This is a genomic window from Streptomyces poriferorum, assembly GCF_019399235.1.
Lineage (GTDB): Bacteria > Actinomycetota > Actinomycetes > Streptomycetales > Streptomycetaceae > Streptomyces > Streptomyces poriferorum.
The window spans coordinates 1-6007 of record NZ_JAELVH010000347.1; the positions used below are offsets into that span (position 1 = coordinate 1).

The window sequence follows — 6007 nt, forward strand, 5'->3', positions numbered from 1 at the left end:
ACGAGTTAAATCTCAGTAACTGCTTCCGCAGGATGCTGCTTCACGAGGCCATCCCCTGCTGGATGCGCTTTCGCGCTACGTTGAAAGCCCGATTAGACATCGGGACGTCGGTTGAAACGATCTGCACATAGGAAGAATTCAATGAGCGCAACGTAGATTGAGCATCAACCCAATCCTGAGCGGTCGACAGCAAGGCTATTTCCACATGGACATTATGCCGTAGGGAAGTATAGGAGCGTGCTGATGACTGAAAATCGGCAGCTTTCTTGGTAGCCCCAAGGAATGAGGCTGTCGCAGCGACGGTGCCCGCTACTGCGGACACGGCACCCCAGGTAGGAGTTTTATTCATGGCCGACATGAATCCGGAAAACGCCGATACGCAGGCAGGAACGAAAACCATAAGCCGTCCCCAAAATTCAGCTCGTTTAGCCGCTTCGAAGTACGCCTGCGCACTATAGAGACAGTTTTCTTGTATTCGTTCAAGTTCGTTTTTGATGGCTTCGAATTGCTCATCATTCAAGGCGACCCCACCCTTAAGACGTTGGAATTTTAGGATTTTCCCCAAGATAATTACATGTCCAACGCAACTCCGGCAACGAGTTTTTCACCTCGCCCAAATACCTAACAGATAGTTTCCCTGCTTCGTACAGGGCCATGAGGAGGGCCCTGCGCATTACGGTGCTTGCTTCGCTTTCGAACTTATGCCTTAGAAGCTGAGCCTCGGAAGCGGAAGCCACACTGCCCAGGTACCTAACAGCAAACTCTCTCGGGAATTCCTCTCGATTGCTGTCCTCCATTATTCCCCAAGCGGCACCCTTGACATTTTCACTCTCAGTTCCGAGTCCCACGAAGTACCGCAGCACTCTTTGCTCTACATAGGGATAGCTTGCGCTCTCAGAGGAGTGCATAAATTCTTCCAGGCGGCGCTGGATTACAGTGTGCTTACTCCCGCATACTGCGAAGTAGGCAAATATCTCCCTGGAGGCGTAGGCAACTAGCCGGAGGTTGTCTAGGCACCAATCGACCGCATAGTCATCTTCCATGATTCTGAATCTATTCAGAGAAAACTTCAGGTCACTAGCAATTATCTTATCTGCCGTAATCAACTTATCGAAGAATTCGTGCATGTCTCGGGCGGCCTCAGGGTCACCGGCACGAACGGCTTGATCAATTGACGCTTTCTCTGCGTTCAAGAACTCACGAAAGGACTCGAAGAAATCATGAATGCCCGTTTTGTGGGCCGACATCGACAGTCGCTTAGAGCGAAGTATCCTATTGATTTCAATAATCGCATCCCTTAGCGCATTCCAGTCCTCATCGAAGATCATCACGTCGTCCGAGTACCGGAAGAAGGGAAACCCATGGCGCTGCAGAAATTCATCCACGGGCGCTAGGTACGCGTTGGCCAATATGCCCGACGCGTCCGACCCCTGCGGCAAACCCCAGGCATGGTTAATTCTTTGAAATCTCTTAAGGAAAGCGGAAATCCGATCGACAGCCGCTTCATTGCTGGATATCATGCCGAGATCGTCAGATAGGATCCCGATATCAATGTGCTCATAGAAAGACGAGACATCCAATGATGCCATGTTATAGCGCCAATTAGACATCAATTTTGCTTGAGCTCGTCGCCTCATCTCAGTCCAGGAGGTACGCCAAAACATTGGACGTCCGGAGGCGTGGTGCCACCTATAGCCATAGGAGGAATTGTGTCTGAAGTTATCCAGATCGGGGGCGATTTCGAAGACCATGGCATCATAAACAAGTCTATCCGCAGCCGAGAAGCGGGCCAGCGGGCGCACGCTTATCTCGTTTTTCGGGTAGTCCACGATTTCAATATGCCTCGGACCGATATTGCCGTCCCGAATGGACTGTTCGCGCTCTTTCCGGTACCCCTTGTTCCACTGACTAGCAATATCGTCATAAGCGGCAATATCTGGAATTTCCGAGAACTCTTGCCCGGAAGTCATCCCGTGCAGAGCGTTAGAAAGTCGATAAGATAGATCGTCCATGCAAATCCCCCCACTCCCAACCCAGATGATAAGGCACGGGTGCGTTCATGCGGAGCCCCGCGCAAACATTCAGCGCCGAGGAATGAGGGGCCTCCACGTCCATGGGTTAAGAGCTTGAGCACTGCGTCTGAGGCCACTGTCGGGCCCGTGCGGCGTCGAGAGTCGGCTCGCCGCGGCCCGGGCAGCCTGTCGCCTGAGTGTGGCGGCTGAAGCTTCCGACTCGTCCCTCTGTGGTTACGCAGGGCGTGCTTCCGTGCGTCGCGCGTACGCCTCCCCCTACATGAGAACTGCGTGGAAGCCTCCTGGGACTGAAGTTCTTGGCTCGGCAGGAGGTATGGAGTGGCATCTCAGTCCAGGTGCGGCGCACGCACCAAAGCTGGTACGACTTGCCGGAACCTCGCAGTAGTCGGCACCTCTCGTTGCGCGAAGCACCAAGGACCCTGGTCGGCCTACGGAGTCGCACAGCGCAAGGAGAAGGAAGCCAAGGCGCAGAAGCGCAAGATCCGCAAGAAGCGATAGACATTGCCACGGGACTTCCGGTAGGCCGCCGGCACAGTCTCATCCGTAGCCTCGTTCATAGCCGTACGCGGTCGTTCATCTTCCCGGCAGGCCCGCCAGTGAACCGGCGAGTGAACGCACACGGACCCGGCCAAGCCTCGTCACGGGCCATGTGTGGGCCAAGGCGGACGTTCCAAGGGCTGCGGAGGTCTAAAGGCCAGGTTAGGGGAACGTGACATGCCAAAGCGGCGCGGTCCTGAAAACCGTCGTGGCAGCGATGTCACCGTGGGTTCAAATCCCACACCCACCGCAGGTGTACGGCCCCTGACCAGTAAGTATGGTCAGGGGCCGTACCCATGCCAGCTCCCTGCCGGTCACCGCTGTTCCCCCTGGTTTCCCGCGTTATCGGGCACGGATGGGGCACGCGGGGGCACGGCTATGCAGTGCTTTGGAGCTGCCGGGGACTGCCCGCTACCGGCTGATTGGGATCTCGTAGACGATCTCGCAGTGCGCTGCGGGCACCACGATGTCGGCTGTTTCCACGGGACGGCCCTGGTCGCTGTAGTACGTCCGCCGGATGTGCGTCACGAGTGCGGCCTTTTGGATGCCGAGTAGCGACGCCTCCTCGGCGGTTGCCTGCCGGGGCTCCGGCTGCTCCACTGCATGGCTGACGGTCACTCCGATCACTGCCATGCGGTTCACGACACCTGCCCCGGCGTGCGGCCCTCCCTCGGGAAGGACGACGAGAGTGCCCGCGGTGAGGTCGTAGGGCTCCCAACTCGTCGACAGCTGCACCGGCCTGCCGTCCGTCAGGAACTCGTAGGTCGTCCGCACACACAGCTCGCCCTCGGCAATCCCCAGCCGCGCGGCGATCTCGGCCGGGGCCGGCACCTTCGCCTCGGTCCGGCTCTCCCAGTCGCTCTGCCTGCCGAGAGCCTTCATGTCCTGGCGAAACGGGGAGCCGCTGGGCTGTTCGCGTGCGGACGACCGCACGACTCGAACCCGTTTCCGGGCTTCGGCGACATAAGTGCCCGATCCGGCCCGACCCTCCAGCACTCCCTGGGAGATCAGCAACTCCTGCGCCCGGCGCACCACGTTCTCGCCCACGCCGCACTCTTGGCCGATCTGCGTGCGGGAGGGGAGGCGGTCCCCCGGTCCCCAGACGTGCTCCGCGATGCGCTGCCGGAGTTCGTCGGCGAGGCGGAGATACGGCGGTTGCTCAGACATATGGAAAATCTAGTCCACTAGCTCTAATCTAGTTAACTAGCTTCACTGAAAGTGATTGTTGGTGACGGAGGCTGCCCTGTGTCCGCTTCGGGAGTGAGTGCGGCGGCTATCGCCGCCCAGCTGTCCGCCGCCGGGTTCCCCACGCGAGTGGAGGAGCACACCCGGTTCACCACGGTCGAGGCGGAAGTGCCGGAAACGCTCTCTGCCGAGTCATGGCGGGAGGCTCTGGACGTGGTGGCCGATGCCGATCGATTCGGGCTCCTGGCCACCAGCTTGAACGGCCGCACCTTATGGGCGGTCGTACGAAAGACGGTCCCCACGACGGGCGATGTCGGGGGACCGGGTATCAGCAATAGGAGCTGAACAGCATGCTCAACCGTATCCGCCGTGCCGCCTCGCTCACCAGAGAGCGGTACTTCCCCAAGGGCCGGCATCGACGCCCCTTACCGCCCTCCCGGCCGCTGGCCGCTCCCAACTCCGCCGCGCCGGCTGACGCGATGACCGTCGCCCTGGGCCAGGCTTCGGCTGGCGCGGTCCACCGTTGCCCGCTGAGGGGTGAAGACGTCGCGCTTGTCCGTCCATACCTGTTGGCGTGGGAAGCGCGTGTACGGACGCGAGCGGTGGTCGTCGCGCCTCGTCTGCCGGCCGATGCCTGGTCGGCACTCGCGGGGGTTCAGTGATGCCCTCTCGTCGACAGCCGCGCGTTGCGGACACCACTTCCGTCCCCTACCGATCGATTGCGTGCCGGATCGGCACACACTCCTCCTGCGTTGAGTCCTCCCCGTTCTTGGCACCGGCCGATGTCCCGGTGATCTACGAGGCGTGCGCCTGCCCGTGCCACTCGACGCCCGACCAGCATGTGCCCGTGGAGGTGGCGCTGTGAGGCCTCCAGTCCCCGTCGGTGCGCTGGTTTCCCACATCGAGGTCACCGCGGCCACCGTGCAGCGCGGCGACATCATCCAACTCGGCGGCCAGGCATGCCGGGTGAGAGACCTCTTTCAACTCCCTCAGGGCGCCAAGCAACTGGTCTTCGAGTCGGGTGAGCTGCTGGCCATACACGCGCGTACCCGGCTCGTTGCCGCCCGACTGCTGAGAAGGCGGTGACCGAATCCGTGACCCGACGCCATCACGACATCGCTGATGATCTCCGCCACCAGATCACGACGGGCGGCATCCAGCCTGGCGAGCGCCTACCGTCCGAAGCCGGCCTGGCCAGCCGGTACAAAGTCAGCACGGTGACTCTGCGACGCGCCCTCGCCGTGCTCCAGGGCGAAGGGCTCGTCGAGAAGATCCACGGCAAGGGCAACTTCGTCCGCCGCCCCCGCCGCAAGATCATGTACGTCGGCGGCTGGGGCACGCTGGACCCCTGGACCGCCGCCGAGCCAACGGTGCGCGTCACGGTTCGCAGCACCACGGTTACGGCCTCGGTGCACCTGACGACGTTGCTGAAGGTGCCAACGGGCAGCCCCCTCGCGGAGTACTCCTGCCTCAGCCTCGAACAAGGATCGCCGCACGGCTTGGCCCGCATCTACATCCCCCGCGACCTGGCCCCGGCGGGAGTGCTCGACGACGACTCCGCGCGCCGGGACGCGGTCACGAGATTCGCCGTCCTCGGCCCATCGCCGGTCACCGTCCGAGAGACGGTCTGCGCCCGATCTCCCACCCCGGACGAAGCCTCGGCCCTCCGGATCGGATCCACGACGGCAGTCCTGGCGATCACCCGCATCGCCACAGACTCCACCGGCCGCGTCATCGAAGCCGCGCTTCTGGCCTTCCCCGGAGACCGCGTCGATGCCGTCTTCACCGCCCACCACGTGCTCGAAGAAGGGCAGACCGAAGGATGACGACACTGAACGAACTGCGGCTTCTCCCGTGGGCGGGCCCGGAAGGCAAGCCCTGTTACCTGAGTACGAACGACCCGGACGGCTACATGTCCCGCCTGGCGGACAACATCGAAGCGATCCAACTCAACACGGCGGCCCACCTTCTGGAAGCGGCCTCGGAAACCTTTGCCGACCAAGGCGCGGATCCGATTGCACTTCGCCGCCTGGGTCACGACCTGGCCGGGGCTTTGAGGGACGTGCTTCGCGTCGCGGTCAGCCGGGGGCATCTTCTGGCGGCGGACGAGACCCGTCGAATCTGATCAGACGCAAGCAGAAGACGGCCTTAGCGCGGTGAGGGGAACCCGATCACAGAACCCGGGCTCCCCTCACCGCCGCGTTGTGCCCGCACGGAGCAGCAGCGCGAACTGCCCTAGTTGTATTGCCCTG

At 61.5% G+C, this 6007-nt stretch carries 8 protein-coding genes and 1 tRNA gene; 6 read left to right on the plus strand and 3 right to left on the minus strand.

Translation table 11 applies throughout. From position 1 onward, the window contains the following. Positions 1-40: 40 nt before the first annotated feature. Together JGS39_RS35275 and JGS39_RS35280 are read right to left on the minus strand one after the other, a co-directional pair. On the minus strand, positions 41-520 hold the full coding sequence (locus JGS39_RS35275; RefSeq protein ID WP_219573842.1) for a hypothetical protein: 480 nt from the start codon (positions 518-520) through the stop codon (positions 41-43). A gap of 13 nt (positions 521-533) precedes the next feature. Further along, positions 534-2012: an RNA-directed DNA polymerase gene (locus tag JGS39_RS35280; RefSeq protein ID WP_219573843.1), complete on the minus strand. Its 1479-nt coding sequence runs from the start codon at positions 2010-2012 to the stop codon at positions 534-536. 700 nt (positions 2013-2712) lie between these two features. On the opposite strand from JGS39_RS35280, the gene JGS39_RS35285 reads away from it, so the two are divergent. Next, positions 2713-2822, plus strand: a tRNA-OTHER gene (locus JGS39_RS35285). A gap of 159 nt (positions 2823-2981) precedes the next feature. Here the strand turns inward: JGS39_RS35285 and JGS39_RS35290 are convergent. Beyond that, positions 2982-3737, minus strand: coding sequence for a GntR family transcriptional regulator (locus JGS39_RS35290; protein ID WP_219573844.1), 756 nt, complete (start codon positions 3735-3737; stop codon positions 2982-2984). Between the two features lie 78 nt (positions 3738-3815). On the opposite strand from JGS39_RS35290, the gene JGS39_RS41220 reads away from it, so the two are divergent. From JGS39_RS41220 to JGS39_RS35305, 5 genes are all read left to right on the plus strand, one after another. After that, positions 3816-4100: a hypothetical protein gene (locus tag JGS39_RS41220; RefSeq protein ID WP_308120899.1), complete on the plus strand. Its 285-nt coding sequence runs from the start codon at positions 3816-3818 to the stop codon at positions 4098-4100. 5 nt (positions 4101-4105) lie between these two features. Further along, complete coding sequence (locus tag JGS39_RS42015; protein WP_372456184.1) at positions 4106-4417, plus strand: hypothetical protein; 312 nt, start codon at positions 4106-4108, stop codon at positions 4415-4417. A 199-nt stretch (positions 4418-4616) separates the two neighbouring features. Further along, a complete protein-coding gene (locus JGS39_RS35295; protein ID WP_219573845.1) occupies positions 4617-4841 on the plus strand; it encodes a hypothetical protein in 225 nt (74 codons plus the stop codon). Continuing rightward, positions 4838-5581 (plus strand): GntR family transcriptional regulator, encoded by a 744-nt coding sequence (locus JGS39_RS35300; protein ID WP_219573846.1) that lies wholly within the window; start codon positions 4838-4840, stop codon positions 5579-5581. The genes JGS39_RS35295 and JGS39_RS35300 overlap by 4 nt, the downstream gene beginning before the upstream one ends. After that, a complete protein-coding gene (locus tag JGS39_RS35305) occupies positions 5578-5880 on the plus strand; it encodes a hypothetical protein (RefSeq protein WP_219573847.1) in 303 nt (100 codons plus the stop codon). Before JGS39_RS35300 ends, JGS39_RS35305 begins: the two co-directional genes overlap by 4 nt. The last annotated feature ends 127 nt before the right edge of the window (positions 5881-6007 follow it).

Bases quoted from the DNA above. Each gene is read 5' to 3' on its own strand.
- JGS39_RS35280 (WP_219573843.1), bottom strand. From the start codon at position 2,012: ATGGACGATCTATCTTATCGACTTTCTAACGCTCTGCACGGGATGACT.
- JGS39_RS35290 (WP_219573844.1), bottom strand. From the start codon at position 3,737: ATGTCTGAGCAACCGCCGTATCTCCGCCTCGCCGACGAACTCCGGCAG.
- JGS39_RS42015 (WP_372456184.1), top strand. From the start codon at position 4,106: ATGCTCAACCGTATCCGCCGTGCCGCCTCGCTCACCAGAGAGCGGTAC.
- JGS39_RS35305 (WP_219573847.1), top strand. From the start codon at position 5,578: ATGACGACACTGAACGAACTGCGGCTTCTCCCGTGGGCGGGCCCGGAA.